Annotated in this window: 15 protein-coding genes; 5 read left to right on the top strand and 10 right to left on the bottom strand. The window is 65.3% G+C overall.

Annotated elements, in window-relative coordinates; genetic code table 11:
* Positions 1-95 precede the first annotated feature (95 nt).
* Genes HNE04_RS16745 through HNE04_RS16755 form a run of 3 tightly spaced genes read left to right on the top strand, consistent with a single transcriptional unit; the run spans position 96 to position 3,082 of the window.
* Complete coding sequence (locus HNE04_RS16745; protein ID WP_172221479.1) at positions 96-1,169, top strand: glycosyltransferase family 2 protein; 1,074 nt, start codon at positions 96-98, stop codon at positions 1,167-1,169.
* 15 nt (positions 1,170-1,184) lie between these two features.
* Positions 1,185-2,678 carry a glycosyltransferase family protein gene (locus tag HNE04_RS16750; protein WP_172221482.1) on the top strand — a complete coding sequence of 498 codons (1,494 nt, stop codon included), beginning with the start codon at positions 1,185-1,187 and terminating at the stop codon, positions 2,676-2,678.
* A complete protein-coding gene (locus HNE04_RS16755) occupies positions 2,675-3,082 on the top strand; it encodes a GtrA family protein (RefSeq protein ID WP_172221485.1) in 408 nt (135 codons plus the stop codon). Before HNE04_RS16750 ends, HNE04_RS16755 begins: the two co-directional genes overlap by 4 nt.
* Before the next feature lie 3 nt (positions 3,083-3,085).
* Here HNE04_RS16755 and galE read toward each other — a convergent pair whose 3' ends face one another.
* The 9 genes from galE to HNE04_RS16800 all read right to left on the bottom strand — a co-directional run bounded on the left by galE (position 3,086) and on the right by HNE04_RS16800 (position 14,436).
* Complete coding sequence (gene galE / locus HNE04_RS16760; RefSeq protein ID WP_172221488.1) at positions 3,086-4,105, bottom strand: UDP-glucose 4-epimerase GalE; 1,020 nt, start codon at positions 4,103-4,105, stop codon at positions 3,086-3,088.
* Positions 4,102-4,893, bottom strand: coding sequence for a WecB/TagA/CpsF family glycosyltransferase (locus HNE04_RS16765; RefSeq protein ID WP_172221491.1), 792 nt, complete (start codon positions 4,891-4,893; stop codon positions 4,102-4,104). Before HNE04_RS16765 ends, galE begins: the two co-directional genes overlap by 4 nt.
* Positions 4,890-5,795 carry a chain length determinant protein tyrosine kinase EpsG gene (gene epsG / locus HNE04_RS16770; RefSeq protein WP_172221494.1) on the bottom strand — a complete coding sequence of 302 codons (906 nt, stop codon included), beginning with the start codon at positions 5,793-5,795 and terminating at the stop codon, positions 4,890-4,892. The genes HNE04_RS16765 and epsG overlap by 4 nt, the downstream gene beginning before the upstream one ends.
* On the bottom strand, positions 5,792-7,171 hold the full coding sequence (locus HNE04_RS16775; RefSeq protein ID WP_172221497.1) for a chain length determinant protein EpsF: 1,380 nt from the start codon (positions 7,169-7,171) through the stop codon (positions 5,792-5,794). Before HNE04_RS16775 ends, epsG begins: the two co-directional genes overlap by 4 nt.
* Positions 7,172-7,181: 10 nt before the next feature.
* Positions 7,182-7,994 carry a polysaccharide export protein EpsE gene (epsE, locus tag HNE04_RS16780; RefSeq protein WP_172221500.1) on the bottom strand — a complete coding sequence of 271 codons (813 nt, stop codon included), beginning with the start codon at positions 7,992-7,994 and terminating at the stop codon, positions 7,182-7,184.
* Positions 7,995-8,030: 36 nt separating this feature from the next.
* Positions 8,031-9,350, bottom strand: coding sequence for an XrtB/PEP-CTERM-associated polysaccharide biosynthesis outer membrane protein EpsL (gene epsL, locus HNE04_RS16785; protein ID WP_172221503.1), 1,320 nt, complete (start codon positions 9,348-9,350; stop codon positions 8,031-8,033).
* Between the two features lie 136 nt (positions 9,351-9,486).
* Positions 9,487-10,920 carry an undecaprenyl-phosphate glucose phosphotransferase gene (locus tag HNE04_RS16790; RefSeq protein ID WP_172221506.1) on the bottom strand — a complete coding sequence of 478 codons (1,434 nt, stop codon included), beginning with the start codon at positions 10,918-10,920 and terminating at the stop codon, positions 9,487-9,489.
* The gene (epsA, locus tag HNE04_RS16795; RefSeq protein ID WP_172221509.1) at positions 10,913-11,704 is read right to left on the bottom strand and encodes an XrtB/PEP-CTERM-associated transcriptional regulator EpsA; all 792 of its coding nucleotides are present in this window, start codon (positions 11,702-11,704) and stop codon (positions 10,913-10,915) included. The genes HNE04_RS16790 and epsA overlap by 8 nt, the downstream gene beginning before the upstream one ends.
* Positions 11,705-11,940: 236 nt before the next feature.
* Positions 11,941-14,436, bottom strand: a complete 2,496-nt coding sequence (locus HNE04_RS16800) for a glycoside hydrolase family 5 protein (RefSeq protein ID WP_172221512.1) — start codon at positions 14,434-14,436, stop codon at positions 11,941-11,943.
* 423 nt (positions 14,437-14,859) lie between these two features.
* Here HNE04_RS16800 and HNE04_RS16805 point away from each other — a divergent pair, with 423 nt between their 5' ends.
* Positions 14,860-15,936 carry a glycoside hydrolase family 5 protein gene (locus HNE04_RS16805; protein WP_207717601.1) on the top strand — a complete coding sequence of 359 codons (1,077 nt, stop codon included), beginning with the start codon at positions 14,860-14,862 and terminating at the stop codon, positions 15,934-15,936.
* A gap of 22 nt (positions 15,937-15,958) precedes the next feature.
* On the opposite strand, the gene HNE04_RS16810 is transcribed toward HNE04_RS16805, so the two are convergent.
* On the bottom strand, positions 15,959-16,255 hold the full coding sequence (locus HNE04_RS16810) for a hypothetical protein (protein WP_172221515.1): 297 nt from the start codon (positions 16,253-16,255) through the stop codon (positions 15,959-15,961).
* Between the two features lie 105 nt (positions 16,256-16,360).
* Here HNE04_RS16810 and HNE04_RS16815 point away from each other — a divergent pair, with 105 nt between their 5' ends.
* The gene (locus tag HNE04_RS16815) at positions 16,361-17,350 is read left to right on the top strand and encodes a polysaccharide deacetylase family protein (protein ID WP_172221518.1); all 990 of its coding nucleotides are present in this window, start codon (positions 16,361-16,363) and stop codon (positions 17,348-17,350) included.
* Positions 17,351-17,372: the final 22 nt, after the last annotated feature.

Genomic DNA, 17,372 nt, shown 5'->3' on the forward strand with positions numbered 1-17,372 from the left:
AGGATGAAATTCATACGCGATGTGGCGAATGTTTCGAATGTGCACAGTGCCCCGGCCGCATGTTTTCGAAGGGCAGCCTTTAAGGGAGAGACAAAATGACTCACGAATTCGAGCGACTTGAAATCGCGGTCCTGATTCCCTGCTACAACGAGGAAATCGCCGTACCCCGGGTGATCCAGGACTTCCGGCAGGCACTGCCCAGCGCGAAGATCTACGTGTATGACAACGCCTCCACCGACCACACGGCCGAGGTGGCGGCCAGGGCGGGCGCCATCGTCGGACACGAACCGTTCCCGGGTAAAGGCAACGTGATGCGGCGGATGTTCAGCGACATCGAAGCCGACATCTACGTGCTGGTCGACGGCGACGACACCTACGACGCCGAAGCGGCGCCGAAACTCGTTCGCGCCCTGCTCGACATGCAGCTCGACATGGTCAATGGCGCCCGCGTGACCTCCATCAAGGAGGCCTACCGGTTCGGCCATCGCCTGGGCAACCAGATGCTCACGGGGCTGGTGCAGTGGATCTTCGGCAAGCAGTTCGACGACATGCTGTCCGGCTACCGGGTGTTCTCGCGCCGTTTCGTCAAGTCGTTTCCCGCCATCTCGAGCGGCTTCGAGATCGAGACCGAGCTCACCGTGCACGCGCTCGAGTTGCGCATGAAGACCACCGAGGTGCCCATCCGCTACAAGGACCGGCCCGAAGGTTCCACCTCGAAGCTCAATACCATCCGCGATGGCCTGCGCATCCTGAAGATGATCGGTGTGCTGGTCAAGGAAGAACGGCCCCTGATGTTCTTCGGCAGCTCTTTCCTGGCGCTGGCGCTGCTGTCGCTAGGGCTCGCGACGCCGCTGGTCCTCGAATTCCTGCAGACCGGGCTGGTGCCGCGCTTTCCCACGGCCATACTGTCCGCTGCCATCATGCTGCTGGCCTTCCTGTCCCTGGTCTGCGGCCTGGTCCTGGACACGGTGACGCACTCGAGGCGGGAACTCAAACGCCTGCACTACCTGGAGATTCCCGCGCCCAGGTGGCCCGCGCCTGCGGTGGCGCCGAACGCCGTGCCCGAGGGCCTGCCGATGCCTTCGACCGGCCGGGTGGCCGCAGGTACGCGCGCAGAGAACGATCCGGGCGACGCTCGCCTTCCCCCAGGTCCGCTGGCGCTGTCCTGACACCGGGCGGCACCTTTGAACCTGGACATCGACTCGAATCTGCCCTTCACACCGCAGCCGGCTTCGGGCGAGCCGGTGAAGCGTGGCGTCGCAAGCGCCTGGGCCGGCGTGCATGCGAGCTTTCTTGCGTTGCTGGTCGGCGCGCTGTTCGCGGCCAACGTCGTTCTCCATTTTCCGGGGACGATGACCAACGATTCGATCAACCAGTACGCCGAAGCGATCAGCGGCCGCTACACCGACTGGCACCCGCCCGTGATGGCCTGGCTGTGGTCGCTGCTGCGGCTGGTCGGCGATGGCCCCGCGCCCTTCCTGCTGCTTCATCTCGCGCTGTACTGGGCCGGATTCGGCCTGATCGCCGACGGTACGCGCCGCGCCGGGTACCCGCGCATGGCGCTGCTGATCGCATTGGCCGGGGCCTTCCCGCCTTTCCTCTACCTCAATGCCAACGTCGTCAAGGACGTCGGCATGGTGTCGTTCTGGCTCGCCGCCATCGGGTTGTTGTTCTGGTTCCGCGCTCAGGACCGGCGCATCCCCGTGCTCGTGGGCGTGGCGGTGGCGGCACTGGTGCTCTACGGCACGCTGGTGCGCAGCAACGCGATTTTTGCACTGGGGCCGTTGCTGATGTATGCATTGGCACCGGCGCGCTGGCTGCGCAGCACGCGGCTGATGGCAGGCGCGGTGGTGATCGCCGTGTTGGCGGTTCCCGCGGCGCAGCAAGCCAATCGCCTGCTGTTCAATCCCCAAACCAGGGACCCGGTTCATTCGTTGTTCCTGTTCGACCTGATGGGGATCGCCGCGCACGAAGGCGATCCGAGCCTGGTGGAACCGCGCGCCACGCTCAGCGCGGCTGACCTCAAGGCCTGCTACACGCCCTACTGGTGGGATTCCCTGAGCCCCTGGGGCCGCTGCGCATCGCGCGTCCACCGCCCCGACACCGACCACGCCACCGTGGGCGAGGGGCTGGCCGCGCAGTGGGCCAAGACCATCGTCGCGCACCCCGTGGCCTACGCCGTGCACCGCCTCAAGCACTTCAACTCGGCGGTGCTGTTCGCGGTCCCGCCCAAACATATCCGGCTCACGCCCGAATACCGGACCGGCGACCCGGCCTTCCCGCCGATGGAGATAGTGACCGAGCGCGACCTCAAATTCGACCTGCTGCGCAAGAACCCGTTCATCTGGCCGGTGACCTGGATGGTCTGGGGCGCTGTCCTGCTGGCCTTTCTCGCCCGCCGGCCGGCCACCCACCCGGTGCTGCTCGCCCGCGTGCTGGTCGTCTCCGCCCTGGGCTACTCGCTGGCCTACCTCGTCGTGGGGGTGGCGACCGACATGCGCTATCACTACTGGACACTCATCGCCATGCTGGTGGCCACGTTGCTGGCCATGCCGCAACTCGTCCAGGGCTTGCGTGAACGCTCGGTGCCGCTGCTGGCCGGACTCGCCGCGGTCGGGCTGGTGGTTGCGATCGGCGTCGCCACCCGGCTGCTCGACTTCCAGGGCTTCGCCGTATGAGTGCCCAATTGCCCATGCCCGGGTCCTCGCGCTTCCTGCGCTTCGTGCTAGTGGGCGCGGTCGGCTTCGTGGTGGACGCCGGCGTCCTGCAGGGACTGATAAGTGTCGCCGGCTGGGGGCCGGTCGGGGCGCGAGCGGTGGCCCTGCCTTTGGCGATCTTCGCCACCTGGCTGCTCAATCGCACCATCACCTTTCCCGAGTCGCACGGCGGGCCGCCTCTGGCCAGCCTGATGCGCTATGCAGCGGTGAGCGCTGTCGGCGCCAGCGCGAATTTCATCATCTACAGCCTGCTGGTGTTTGCCTCGCAAGCGATGGCCGCGCTGCCCATATTGCCGCTTGCGATCGCCTCCGTCATTGCCCTGGTCGTCAACTACCTGGGCAGCAAGCATTTCGCGTTTCGTTGACCGCTACGAGCCGCGGTAGCCGTTGGGGTTGCGGCTCTGCCAGCGCCAGGCATCCGCGCACATTTCATCCAGCGTGCGCGTGGCTTGCCATCCCAACAGCTCCCGCGCCAGCCGAGCGTCGGCATAGACTTTGGCGACGTCGCCCGCGCGCCGCGGCGCCAATTGATAAGGCACGGCCTTGCCGCTCGCGGCCTCGAACGCGCGCACCACGTCAAGGACGCTGTAGCCCTGCCCGGTGCCCAGGTTCACGCTCAAGCTGCGGCCCTGCTCCATCAGCGCCTTGAGCGCGGCGACGTGCCCTTCCGCCAGGTCGCACACGTGGATGTAGTCGCGCACGCCCGTGCCATCCGGCGTTGGATAGTCGCTGCCGAATACCTGGAGGTAGGGCCGCTGGCCCAAGGCCACCTGCGTGATGTAGGGCATCAGGTTGTTGGGAATGCCGGCGGGGTCTTCACCGATGAGGCCGCTGGGATGGGCGCCCACGGGGTTGAAGTAGCGCAGCACCGCCACCTTCCATTGCGGCTGCGCCACCCGCTGGGCGGCGAGCATGTCTTCGATGACCAGCTTGGTGTGGCCATACGGGTTGGTATGGCTGCGCGGTGCGTCCTCCGCGATGGGCACATGGTCCGGGTCGCCGTACACCGTCGCGCTGCTGGAGAACACCAGCGTCTCGCAGCCCACGTTCTCCATGGCCTGCATCAGGCTCACCGCGCCGCCCAGGTTGTTGCGGTAGTACTTCAGCGGCTTCGCGACGCTTTCCCCGACGGCCTTGTCGCCGGCGAAATGAACGACGCCCGCAATCCGGTGACGGCGCAACACCTCCTCGACCCACGGCGTGTCGAGCACGTCCCCTTGCTCGCACAAGGCCGGCCGGCCGGTGATTGCCTGGAGCCGTTCGAGCACGGCGGGCTGGCTGTTGGCGAAATTGTCCAGGATGACCGGCGTGTAGCCGGCCTCGAACAGGGAGACGTATGTGTGGCTGCCAATGTAGCCGGCACCGCCTGTGAGAAGTATTTGGGTCATCTTGAGTTGTGGCCTTGCGGCTTCGGCGCGAAGGTTGCGGCCGCCAGGCTCAGCGCGCGGGCGATGAACAGCGGGTTGCCGACCACATAGCGCCTGAACAGCCGCCGGGGTTCCAGCCCCAGCCTGAACAGCCACTCAAGCCCGGCGCGCCGCATCCATCCCGGGGCGCGGGGGGCCTTGCCCCCCAGAAAATCGATGATCGCGCCGCCGCAAATGATCAGGCAGGAGAATCCGAGTGCCGCCCTCAGCACGCCAGCGACCTCCTCCTGCCTGGGCATGCCCATGCCCAGCACGATCAGGCTGGGCCTGTGCGCGGCGGCCAGCCGAACATAGGACGCCGTGTCCAGAAAGCCGTTCGCGGTGATGCAGGCGCTGCCCGGCGCCAGCTTGGAAGCCACCACCTGTTGCGCCTGGCCCAGGTAGGGTTCCTGCGTGCCGAACAACGCAATCGGCCGGCCCGCGTATCTACGCAGGATCTTGGGTATGAGGTCGGTTCCGTTGAGATTGAGGCCAGGTGACTGGTTGAGAAGCGCCAGCAGGATCTGCATGCCGATGCCATCGCGCAGCACCAGGTCCGCGGACATGAGGGCATCGAAAAACTTGGGGGAGGTTGCCGCCGAATTCATGGCATGCGAATTCACGAAGGCGAGTACCAGCGGCTCGGCAGGCTGGGCCAGTGACTCGAGCAACTGCTCTTCGCCGCTGGCCGAGTGCACGCGTACCACGGCCCTCACCAGTTCGTGCCAGCGCATCTGCCATTCGGCGGCACCGGCCCCCCATGTGGTCATGCCCTGGCGGCGCCGTTGAGCACTGCCCCCACGATGGTCACGCCGAACTGCCGCAAATCTTCCGCCAGGGCGGACACTCGCGGGACCGACGTTGCGTCACGGCAGGCCAGCATCAGGGCCGCGCCGGCGCGCGTCGCGATGGTGCTGGCGTCGGCGCAGTTCTCCGCCGCCGGCGTATCTACCAGGATGACGTCGTAGCTGGCCCGCAGCGCCTGGATCAACTTGGCAAAACCGGGACGCGCCAGCAGTTCCTGCGGGTTGGGCGGGATGGCGCCGGCGGGCAGGACCCAAAGGCCAGGCAACGGCTTGATCTCGCAGACCGCGTCCCATCCGGCCCGGCCGGCGAGGACACTGGACAAGCCGATGCGCCCGGGCAGCCCGAAGATGTGGTGCTGGCGCGGCCTGCGCAGATCGGCATCGATCAGCAGCGTGCGCTTTCCGAGCTGGGAAAACAGCACGGCCAGGTTCGCGGTGATGTAGCTGCGGCCCTCGCCCGAGCCCGGGCTGACCACGGCCAGCGCCGCCTGGCGCGCGTCGTTTTCGAACCAGCGCAGCATCAGCTGGCTGCGCAGGGCGCGCAGGTGCTCCACGGCGGCGCAGTTGGGATCGGTGGCCGCTATCAGCTCATTGCCCAGCCCCGAGTCGGGCGCCAGGTAGGTCTGGCCGAACTGCAAGGCCAGGGCGCGCTGCACGTCCTCTTCCTCGAGCAAGCCCATGGCCACACCGGCCTCGCCGAACAACAGGCCCGCCTTCTTCTGGTAGTCCAGGATGCGCTGCACGTTCTCGGGGGCCAGGTGGCCGGCGCCGACCAGCAAGGCTCCGATGGTTTGCGATGCTTCCCGGCTGGGAACGCTGATTTCCAGGTCGGCCCGGTTGGGTAGGGGGAAAATCTGCGTGTTCATGCGAGGCTCCTGCGGGGTGCGAGCGCCAGCCGGCGTGAGGCCGGCAAGCGCAGGGGCACGAAGGCCGAGGCTGCGGCGGGGATGGTCGCCAGGATCGGCAACCGGGTGACCGTCGAAAGATCTTCCACCGAACGGATCCGGCGATTGAGCAGTTCCAGCATGAGCACCGTGGCCAGTGCCAACAGCAGGCCTCCCAAGGCGGCGACCAGCAAGGCTTGGACAGGGGAAAGGCCGCTCGGATCGAGCGGTTCGACGGCCGAGGCCAGGCGCATCACGTTGGTCTGGTTGCTAAGGCTCTGCAGGCGCGATTGCGCGGCGCTGGCGCTCACGGCTTCAAAGGCTTTCTGCGCCGAATCCACGTCGCGCTGCAGCAAACTGAGTTCGCCGCGCTGCTTGTTGAGGGACAACACGCGGGTCTTCTGTTCGGTCAGGGCCTGCTGCAACTCGCGCTCGCGGTTCTTGTTGGCTGCGACGGAAGAGTCGGCAGCCGATCCGACCCGCGAAGACTCGCTGGCCAGCCTGCTGCGCATGGCCGACAGTTCGGCCTGCATCCGCTGCATCTGCGGATGGGCCGACCCCATGGTCGCGGAACCTTCCTGGAGCTTGGCTTCCAGTTTGGCGACGTCGGCGCGCATGTTGTTGACCAACCCGCTCTCCATCACCGCGCCGGAAGTCTCGCCGCCGCGCCGGCTGCGGCCCTGCACGGCCATCAGCTGCTGCGACAGTTCCGTCAGGCGCGCTGTTTCGAAGTCGCCACGCTCGTCGGCGGACAAGATACCCGACTGCTGCTGGAAGGCGGACAGCTTGGCCTGGGCCTTCTCCAGCTTCTCCCTGGAAGCCTTGACCTGCTCCTCGAACCAGTCGGCATATTTCCTGGCCGGGTCGGTGCGCAGTTCCAGGCCGACTTCCAGGTAGGCCTGGGCGAAGGCATTGGCCACGCGGGCCGCCTCGGCCGGGGTGCGGCCGGTCCAGGCGATGTTGATGATGTTGCTCTCGCGCGCCGGTTTCACCTCCAGCCGCTGCTGGAGCTGATGGGCGAGCACGGCGGGCGGTACGGGCTTTTTCTTGGCCGAGTCGATCCACTTCGACAGCGGCGGCTGGTCCGCCGGCAGCAACTGGACGGCGCGTTCGGCCACGCGCTCGCTCTTGACGATGTCGATCTGGGTAGAGATGAAGGCGGGCGTGACCAGCGGGCTGTATTGGGACGTTACCCCCACCGGGTCGGTTCTCACGTCCATGAGGACGGGAGCGCGCGCGGTGAAGTTGGCGGGCCGCAGCACGACCCAGACCAGAGCCAGCGCAATCGTGCTCAGCACGATCAGACCCGCCAGTCCCCGTCGCGCGCGCAGGATTGTGAATAGTTGGAACAGGCTCATCGTGGGTCCTTCAGAACAGGCTCTCGCGCACGAACAGCACGTCGCCGGGTTGGACCGGGTCGGTCAGGCGCGGTTCGGTCTGCACCACGGTGCCGTCGGCAGCGCGGCGATTCAGGCGCAGGCGGTTGGCACTGCCACGGTTGGTGGGGCCGCCGCCTTGGGCCAGGGCCTGCAGCACGGTCATGCCGCGTTCGATCTTGTACGTCCCGGGACGCTGGGCTTCGCCATAGATGTAGAACATCGGCGCCTTGTCGACGAAGATGGTGTCGCCGGGGGCCAGCAGGACGTCGTCCTTGGACTGCGCGCCCAGGAACAGGCCGGGGATGTCGATGCTCTTGCGGAAGGGCTTGCCGTCGCGGGTACCGCTCAAGACGAGGACGTCGTCGCCGGTGGGCGTGACCCCGCCGGCCGCGGCCAGCATGTCACTCACGCGAACGTTGTTCGCCTCCAGCGGGAAGCGGCCGGGCTTCTGGACCTGGCCGAGCACGGATACCTGGTTGCCGCGCACTTGCAGCAACACGATGTTGACCTGCGGCTGCTTCAGGATGTTGGCCTTCTGCAGCGCGCTGGCAATACTCTTCTCGGCTTCGCTGATGCTCAGGCCGCCGAGACGCACGGCCCCCACCAGCGGGTAGCTGATGGAGCCGCTTTCGGACACACGGGCTTCCACTGTCAGGTCAGGTTGCTGGTAGACCTGGACCTTGATCGAATCGCCGGGGCTCAGCTTGTAGTCGGCGCTTTGCGCCCTCGCAGGCTGGGCCACCACAAGTGCGGCCCAGAACGCTACGACAAGGAACATCGTGGTTCGGATCAGGTTGGACATGGAAGGTACTCCCGTGGTTGAGGTTGCGGATCGGGTCTAAAAATAGACCTTCGCTGCCACGCCGAAGATGGTGGCGCGGAAGCCGGAATAAACGTTTGACTTCAGCCGTTCGCGGCGGATCGAAGTGGACACCGCAATGGCCGGGCGGGGTTCCCAATCGAAGCCGGCCATGATGTTTTCGATGACCTCGCGCCGCCCGACATCGAGGGAAGCCGCCGGGACGTCGCGCCATTCGCGGGCCGTGCGCTCGTAACGCAGCTTCACTGCCGTCTGCACCGTGGGTTTCCAGACGGGGCCGAGCCACACCTGGTCGCTTTCGATGTGGCCGCCCGTTGCAAGGCCAGTCGCGCTGAGATAGCGCGAAACGCCCGCGAGAAGGCGGGTCTTGCCCGTGATATCCCAGCTGACCGTGCCATTGCCGACGAGCCCGCTGAAGTCGCGCTGGGGCGCGCCCGAATGCTCGCGATCGAGATGGCCCACGCGGGCCTCGACCGCCGTCTTCCCGGTGACGGGCCACTTCAGCAGCAAGTCGGTTTCGGTTTCCTTGAAGTCACCCGTTGCCGCCGCAGCCGAAGGATCGTTGTATTCGCCATCGCCGCGGCGCAGGCGCGCGGTCAGCGAGGTGCCGGAGGCCATCTCATAGCCCACGCCGGCGTGCACGCTGCGCACCTCGGGGCTGGCGTCCCAGCTGCCGGGCTGGCTGCTCTTGCTGCTGGTCTGTGCGGCCCCGGCCAGCAGGCGCCAGGCCGCGCCCAATTCATAGATGCCTTCGGCCAGTTCGCTGCGTTCGGTACGGCGGCCGACGCGGTTGATACCGGTAGCCGTGTCCAGGAACGCCTCGCGATACTGCTTGCGATCGGCGCTGACCACGCCATGCAGCTTGGGAGTGAATGACCAGTCCCACGCGGCGTTGTAGTTGAGCGTGTTGTAGTCCAGTGCACCCATGTCGCTGTACTTGTAGGCGGTTGCCTCGACGTCGGCGCGGAAACGCTGCAAGCCATAGCGCTTGTCGGCCCTCAGCCCGACCGACAGGATGCCGATCGTGTCCGAAATGGCCGTGGACTGGCGCAGCACGTTGCTGTCACGCTCCACGCCGGCTCCCGCCCTGAACTGGAAGATGTCCGCAGGGGCGCCGGGAGCGGCCACGGGCGGAATGCCCGGCATGCCGGGGAATGTGGTCGGGCCGCTCCAGGCGCCCGGCATGCTGGCGCCGGTCGGGGGCGTCGGGGTGCTGGGGGTGGCAGCGGTGCTCGGTGCGCTCGGCGTCGTGGGCCCCGGTGACTGGGCATGCGTCACCGCAGGCGCCAAGAGCACGGCGGCGATCGAAAGCAATGGGCTAATAGGCAGTTTCTTCAAGACAGTTTCCTCGCGCTTTTTAAGCGTCCCGTGCGCCGGGGCATGCGCCCAGGGCCCCGGTGAGCAACGAGGCCTGGGATGGATGGTGGCGCACAGGGCGCGCCTCCAGCAATGGCTCGATCGCACTATAGTCCAGTCAATAAGCGGCGGTATCGCGGAAAACCAGCCGTACCGTCTTGAGGATGATCAACAAATCCAGCCGCAACGACCAGTTGCGCAGGTAATCGAGGTCGCAGCGGATACGCCCTTCCATCTTTTCCAGGGACTGCGTTTCGCCCCGGAAACCGTTGACCTGGGCCCACCCTGTGATGCCGGGCTTGACCTTGTGCCTGACCATGTAGCTCTTGATCAGCGGCCTATACAGCTCGTTGTGGGCCACAGCGTGGGGACGGGGCCCGACGATGCTCATGCGGCCCTGCAGCACGTTGATGAATTGCGGCAGTTCGTCCATCGACGTCTTGCGCAGGAAAGCACCCAGGCGGGTCACCCGGCTGTCGTTCTTGTGCGCCTGTTTGATCTGGCTGCCGTCCTCCGTGACGATCATCGAGCGGAATTTGTAAACGACGATTTCCTGCCCATCCAAACCGTAGCGCCGTTGCTTAAAAATGACAGGCCCGGGGGAGCTGAGCTTGACGGCGACCGCGATCGCCAGCATGAACGGCGACAAAAGTATCAGGATCAAGGTCGCCAGGACCAGGTCGCTGGACCGCTTCAGCAGGCCGGCCGGCCCCCGGAAAGGCGTTTCGCAGACCGAGATCACGGGAAGCCCGCAAACGGTGTCGGTGCGGCCCTGGATCAGGTCGGTCACGAACATGTCGGGCACGAAGTACACCGAAGCCGTCGTGTCCTTCAATGCGTCCAGCAGGTCCTTGATGCGCGGCTGCGAAGCCATGGGAAGCGACAGGTAGATCAGCTGGACGCGGTTGGCCTTGACGAACGTGGCGATGTCGGTCACGCGCCCGAGCAATCGGTGCCGGTCGGCGCCGTGCTGGCGGTCCGGCGTTCGGTCGTCGAAGAACCCCACCAGCTCGATGCCGGCGTACGAGGCGGCTGCGAGCCGGTCCGCCAGCGAGCAGCCCTGCTCGTTCATGCCCACCACCACGGCACGCAAAGGAGGACCCTGCAGCCGGACCAGATGCGGCGCCGCCGTACGCAGCGCCCAGTGCGACAGCAATTGCGAGACTGGCGCAAACCACAACCAGTTCACCACGACCGTGGCAGAGAAATCGTAGATATGCCCGGTGGCGAAGCCCATGGCCAACAGCAGGCCGGCAATCCAGCCCCAGGCCAGCAAGGTGCTGACGACGACCCGGTCCGGTGGCGAGCGCAGCAATGAGCGGCCGGGAAACGCCAGGGCGAAGGCGACGATGGAGGCGATGAGCCACGACGGTGTCAGCTCGCCCTCGACGAGCCAGACCAGCAGCCACAAGGACAGGACGGTAACCAGCGGCTCGAGGATGGCCTCCAGCGCGAGCAGCAGGCGGCTCTGCGCCAGGGGAGTGGCCGCGGCCGCGGATGGCAACGGCAACGGCAAGGGGACGCCATGACGCAACGGTTCGGCTTCACGCATGGGCGGTCATCCGTGTCAGCTTGGAAACTGCCTGTGCGCGATTGGTGACGTCGAGCTTGCTGAAAATACTCTTCATATGGTTCTTCACGGTGAACTCGCTGATTTCAAGGATGCAACCGATCTCCGGGTTGGTCTTGCCCATAGCGACCCAGGCCATGATCTGCCGCTCGCGCTCGCTCAAGGCAGTGAGCGGAACCAGATGCCTCGCCACCATGCGGCGCTCGCAAGAAGCCTGCCGGAGCGGCGCGGGCGGCATGCGCCGCAATGCGCTGTCCACGAATGGCAAAAGCAGCTTCAGGGCGCCGCCGTCAGCCGGCGCCTGCGCGGGCTGCTTGCTGAGAGCCGCAAAGATCCGCTCCTCTCCGTTGCGGGTGTTACCGACCCCATGAACCAGCGCGCTGCGCATGCCGGCAATCGTTTCCAGTGGGGCCCAGTCGTCGCTGCAATGCCGCAGCAGGTCGCCGCAGCCGCTCAAGTCGATGGCGCACGGCAGCTGCTGGGCGGCCACCCAGCAATCGCGCAGGTAACTGATCAGGGGCGATATGGTCGCGGCCGTCCAGTGGTGCGTGCGCATCCCGGGCAGGCTGGACACGATGTCGTAGTGCAGTTGGCCGGTGCGGAAGTCGCCCCACCCGATGAGCATGGCCTCGTGCGAGAGCCACTGTTGGACATCGCCCTGGAGCCAGCGCCAGAGGTCCGCATGGCTGGACAAGCCGGCCCCCTGGCTTGCGATCTTCAGGAATTGCGCGGGATCGTGATCCGGCTTGTTTGTTGTGGGGCTCATGAAGATTTCGAAGCCGGATGGGCGTGTAAAAGTTGATGTTCTTAAGGGCTTCCAATGTAAGAACGCTCGCGTTTTTGTTGGTGTGGGAAACGCTGCGTAGTTCTTGTAGGACGAGCGCGATAGTGGCAATGAGGCAGGAGGCGGCACCCAAAAAGGACAAAAGCCCCACCGGCAAATGCGCGGTGAGGCTCCCGTTGGGAAAGGAATTTTCTGCAGCTGCTGTAAAACTTACCTGTTCATAGGCTGAGGCCTGCGGTCGAGGCGAGATAGCGTTCCAGCACTGCCAACTCGCCCGTGGTCGGCGCGCCCTTGCCGGCGATCACCGAATAGACGCGCCCCATGAAACTGTCGCGCGGATAGTAACCCAGGAAGCCCCACCCGATCAGCAACTGGGTGCAGGCGCCCGCGCCCAATGTCGCGCTGCTGCTGCCGACCACGGTGGAATTGACGCGCAGCCGTTGGGCGCCGGGAACCGAGGTCATCGCGATCACGGCGGGGGTATTGGCCACCAGGCGGGACGGACTGGTGAGTTCCACGGTCTGGCCGCCGGCATCGACCCACCGGGCGCGAGGCTGGCTGTTGGTGAAGCCCAGATCCGAGTTGTAGTAGTCCTCTGCCTTGGAGGCCTGAAGCACCGTGCCGGTGTTGCCCGTGCCGGGAACGCTCACGGCGGCGATGGCGAAGTGGGCGTCGTTGACGTTGTACGGCACCTTGTTCTTGGGGTTGGCCTGCACGCCGGGCATGCTCTCGGCCTTCTTGCACCAGAAGCCGAAGGTGTCGTAGGTGGTGTGGTCCGAGTTCTTCTTGCCGTTGGTCACGCGCATCACCGGCACGGACATGGTGCCCGTGGCGCCCATCTCCTTGTTGATCCAGTTGAGCATTTCCATCGCGTTGCCCGGGCTGGAGCCAAAGCCCGAGTCCGAGACGGCGCGCACCGGCTGGCCGTCGGCCGCGGGGCCGCCTTGCAGGTAATCGGTGTAGCCGTCGGCCATCTCCCACTTGCAGGCGCTGTACTTGGCCAGGATCGCCATGGCCGCGTCGGACAGACTGGTGGCCGCGTAGGCGACCGGGTCGGAAAGCGAATACACCTTGCGCGGCGGTGGCACCTGCCCGCCCAGCTGGCCATCACTGGTGTAGCTGAGCGTGGCCACGGTGTTGGAGGCCGAGGTGTAGGTGTAAGTGTCCTGGCCGTTGGCGCCGGCAGGAATGGTGAGCACCGACTTGCTCAGGGTGCCGCCGTTGTTGGAAGACACCGTGATGTTGACCGGGCTGGCCAGGTTGCCGCGGGCATAGACGGTGATGGTCACCGAGGTGCCGGCCGGTGCGAAGCCGCCACCGGCGTCGAACAGCGTGGCCTGCGAAATGCCCGCCGATGCCTTCATCGGGCCGGATACGGACGGCTCCAGGGTCTTGTTCTGGTGCCAGCCGGGCACGTGGTTGATCGGATAGTTGCGGATCGGCCAGTGGTTGCCGCCCATCCAGCTGTAGATCTCCACGCCTTCCTGGCGCGCATGGTTGATGGCGCGCTTGAACATTTCCTGCCAGCGCGGATCGTCGATGGGCATGCCTATTTCGGTCAGCGCCAGCTTCGCGCCCTTGGCACGGGCCCAGTCGGTGGCCAGCTTGAGGCGGTTCAGGCCGGTGTCCAGGTTGATCGAGCCCACGCCGAAGCCGGCGCTGTAGTTCTTCGCCACTTCGGTGTCGTAGTCGAACGCGAAGCCGTTGCTGAACGCGTCCAGGTACATGTGAACCTCATAGATGAGGTTGCTGCCGGCCAGCGGCCAGGCCGGGTTCTTGGTGCCGATGCTCATGGCTGCGCCCCATTCATTGCCCGCCACATAGATCGGATTCACCGGGTCGACGGCGCGGATGGCATTGATGGCCGCTTGCGCGAACGCAGGCCAGATCATCAGGTCTTCACTGCCGCCGTAGGCAGCCTCGAGCCCACCGGGCGCGGGCAGGTCGTGCGGCTCGTTCATGAGGCCGTAGCCGCCAAAGCCGGGGTGGTTTTTCCACCGGTTGGCCGCGCGAACCCAGAAATCCGTGAAGTTGGCGGGCTTGAGCGTGGCGCCGGGCGCCAGCGCGAAGATGCGCTCCTGTACCTGCGAGGAATCGCTCGTATAGGGACGGATCAAGGCATTGTTCGATGCGGTCAGCCCGATGACGGAGCCATCGGCCTGGAACTTGAAGTCCTGGTAGCGGCAGTAGTTGTGCAGGTCGATGATGCACTTGGCGCCGACGGCGGCATGGGCGTCCAGCACGCCGGTGATGTAGGCGGCATAGCCCTCATGGAAGACGCCGGGTGCACCGATCAGCGACTGCGCCGCGGCATTGGCAACCGTGTCGTGCAGCATGGGCTGCAGCAGTTCCCACTGGATGGGCAGGCGATTCTTGTTGTAGCCGTTTGCCGCCAGGTAACTCACGTCAGCCGCGCGCGGCACCGTGAAGTTCAGATTCGGCATGGTGCTCTGGCCGTAGCGCAGGCCGGGCCGGGTCCACTCCATGCCGGACAGGTTGGTGCCAATCGCCAGACCGGACACCGGGGCCGGCGCGGGAGCGGGCGCAGGCGCAGGCGCAGGAGCGGGTGCCGGCGCTGGTGCCGGCGCTGGAGCGGGCGTTGGCGCCGGGGCTGGCGCGGGCTCGGCGCGTGGCCTTTTTCGCGCCGCGTAAACGGCACCGGTGGCGGCGGCCGCGGCAAGAGCTGCCGCTTTGGAGAAACTGCGTCTTTGCATGGTACTGATGAGTTCTGCGGATGAGCGGCTGCTCAGCCATGCGCGAATGTAGTAGGACATGGACTACAAGGCCAGTAGGTGTGTTCTGACAAAAGGTAAGGGAACGACTTACCTTTCTTACAACCGATCAGCCCCGCTCTAGCTCATCAGAAACAAAGCTCATCAAAGCGCCCCCGCACGCGTAGCAAAAGTTACCGATCGCAGGAATCCCGCGAACTTCTTTACCTCTTTGGCGTGAATTGGTCACGCTTGGCTTTGGTGGTATTGCAACCCGTTGTTCCATTGGCACGCAGGTGTAGGACTTCGCCGCGAGATGCGCCGATGCCACCCACCACGGCTCTGCCGCAGAGAGAATTTCGCCAACGTTGTTCTCTTGCGGCTCACCGCCGCGGCTTTGATCCCATGTTCCTGAATGCACCCACTTTGAAAAGCACACTGTTCGCCGCACTGTTCGTTGCAGCGGGGATGACGGGCGCGTATGCCCAATCCTCCAGCGCCTCCCGGGCGCCCGCGCGCGCGCCCCAGGCTTGCCATTCCGTCACCCCCCAGACCTGCGCGATCGCCAACGCCCTGGGACGGGGGATCAACCTGGGCAATATGCTGGAAGCGCCTGTCGAAGGCCAATGGGGCGTGAAACTCGAGCCGGCCTACATCGACATCGTTGCCGGAGCGTTCACTACGGTGCGGCTACCCGTTCGCTGGAGCAACCACGCGGCACCCACTGCCGACGCGACACTGGATGAGGCATTTGCCAAGCGGGTGGACCAGGTGGTGGACGCCTTGCTGGCCAAGGGCGTGTACGTGATCCTGGACATGCATCACTACAGCCAGCTCTCCGGCAGCGCCTTGCACTGGAACGAGTTTCCCGTGGAGCCGGCGGTGCTGGAACCGCGGCTGGTGAACATGTGGCGCCAGATCGCCGTGCGCTACAAGGACCGCTCGCCCAAGCTGCTGTTCGAGCTGCTCAACGAGCCTACGGGCCGCCTGGACGGCGAACCCTGGAACGAACTGGCGCCGCAGGTGCTGGCCGTGGTACGCGCGAGCAATCCCACGCGCACCGTACTCATCGGGCCGGGTGAATGGAACGGCATCCCCGCGCTGTCCAAGCTGCGGCTGCCTGCGGACCGCAACCTCATCGTGTCCATTCACAACTACGACCCCTTCCCTTTCACGCACCAGGGCGTAGAGCATTTGGCCACGCCCTTCCCGGTCGGCGCCACCTGCTGCGACGCGGCACAGCGCAAGGCCCTCACGAATGCGCTGGACACGGCGCGCAAATGGAGCCAGGAAAAAGGCTATCCACTCCATCTGGGCGAGTTTGGGACTCATCACGTGGCAGACATGAAATCGCGCGAAACCTATGCGCGCATGGTTCGTGATGAGGCCGAGCGCCGAGGCATCGGCTGGACGTACTGGGAATTCGCGTCGCCGGCCTTCGGCATGTATTCACCCAAGACCGGCACCTGGCTGGAGCCGATCAGGCGCGCATTGCTCGACTAGCCGTGAAGTACCTGCTTCTGCTTCATGCCCACAGCTTGCCGGCGGCGACAAGGATGAGCACCACGGCAACGAAGCAGAAGACAACGCCGATCAGCATCGAGCCCGATTCGCCGTTGATCTCGAGTTCGCCCCGACGCAGCCACAGCGACCCGACAAGCCCTGCGAGCAAGGCTATGGCAATGAGGGCGATCAGCGCTGTCATGTCATGCAAGCAGGCAATCCACGTGCCCAAGGAAGGCTGCGGCCGATCTCGACCTTGTAGGACGAGATCGTGGATGCATTCAGTTACCCATTGATGGGCTTGCAGCTGGCGCAACATCTCATTTCAAACGGAACAATTAGGGACGACGATGATGACTTCGCCAACCAAGGATTTGGCTGCGTCGTACGGCGATGCAGGCGTGTCGCTGCCGGGCCGATACCCATGCTGAGGTCGGTCGTCAGGAAGGGCTTGAGGCTGGCCGATGATTTCTTCGTGGCTCTGGGTCCCAGGGCGCTTCCCGAAAGCGGCGGCCTGGTCTCCGTGCTCTTTCACGCGCTGTACCGGAACAAGGCCGAACTGAGGGATGCCGCGCTGGCGCCGGGCCAAGGCGTCACGCAAGAAGACTTCCGCAGTTTCGTCGATGCCGTGCTGGACAGTGGCTATCGTGTGATATCTCCGGAGCAGGTCGATTCAGGCCTCGAGCCGGGCCGCAACTACATGCTGATCACCTTCGACGATGGGTACTACAACAATACCCGGGCCCTGGACGTGCTCGAGCAGTTCCAGGTCCCCGCCACCTTCTTTGTCTCCAGCCGCCATGTGCTGCAGAACAAGGCTTTCTGGTGGGACGCCTTCAGCCGCCAGCTCGCGCGGGCCGGCGTGAAGGAGCGGATGCTGAACACGCAGATCCGGAAATTCAAGGCCCTGAGCAGCGGGGGAATCGAGTACTACCTGCAGCAGCGCTTTGGCAAGTCGGTCCTGCAACCGCATAGCGATCTCGATCGGCCGTTCACTGCCGGCGAACTGACAGATTTCACCCGCAACAAATGGGTGCGCCTGGGCAATCACACCCACGATCACGCGATCCTTCCCAACTATTCCCGTTGCGAGATGCTCCGGCAAATCAAAGAGTGCCAGAAGGAATTGACGCAGATTGCCGGTTACGCGCCGATCGCCATCGCCTACCCCAACGGCAACTATTGCCAGGCCGCGGTGGACGCAGCGCTGGCGGCAGGCTTGCGCGTCGGCTTCACCGTGCGCCCTTCTCGCAATGCGCTGCCGCTGGACAGCGAATACGACCGCATGACCCTGGGACGATTCCTCTTCTGGGGCGGCCGCGATGCGCGCGAGCAATGCCGTAAGTTCAACTCGAATTTCGTTCCCAGCAATGCCCTGAGGACGCTGATGAACAAAAGTTACTCAACCTCCTGATGACATATCGATCGTGACCTTG

Origin of the sequence: Caenimonas soli (genome assembly GCF_013155545.1) — a bacterium.
GTDB classification, from domain to species: Bacteria; Pseudomonadota; Gammaproteobacteria; order Burkholderiales; family Burkholderiaceae_C; genus Ramlibacter; species Ramlibacter soli.